The sequence below is a fragment of the Pseudomonas sp. SB113 genome, from assembly GCF_040754745.1.
GTDB classification, from domain to species: domain Bacteria; phylum Pseudomonadota; class Gammaproteobacteria; order Pseudomonadales; family Pseudomonadaceae; genus Aquipseudomonas; species Aquipseudomonas grimontii.
The window spans coordinates 1-354 of record NZ_JBFMHW010000267.1; the positions used below are offsets into that span (position 1 = coordinate 1).

General features: G+C 62.4%; 1 protein-coding gene. It reads left to right on the forward strand.

Annotated features, from left to right (window positions below; translation table 11 throughout):
* Window positions 1-354 (forward strand): Ig-like domain-containing protein (locus tag AB1462_RS32505; RefSeq protein WP_367249237.1); only part of this gene is annotated, 354 nt, incomplete at both ends.

Here is a 354-nt window from a genome sequence, read left to right on the forward strand (position 1 = left end):
CCGACGTAGACAGTCCGACGGACGTTAAATCCTTCACTGTCGGCACGCCAACCAATGGCACCTTCTACACCGACGCGGCGATGACCAAACCGGTGACCGGTTCCATTGACGCGGTCAACGGCGAAGCCACGGTTTACTTCAAACCAAACGCGGACTTCCACGGCACCGCAGACTTCACCTACACCGCGACCGACGGCGGCAACGCTGACGGCACCAACCCGCTGACCTCGGCTCCAGCCAACGGCACCATCACCGTGACTGCGGTCAACGATGCGCCGGTGGCTGATGCCACTGCTGCGACCGGTGCTGAAGATCCAAGCGTAGGCATCGCGGTCAAACTGTCCGCCACCGACG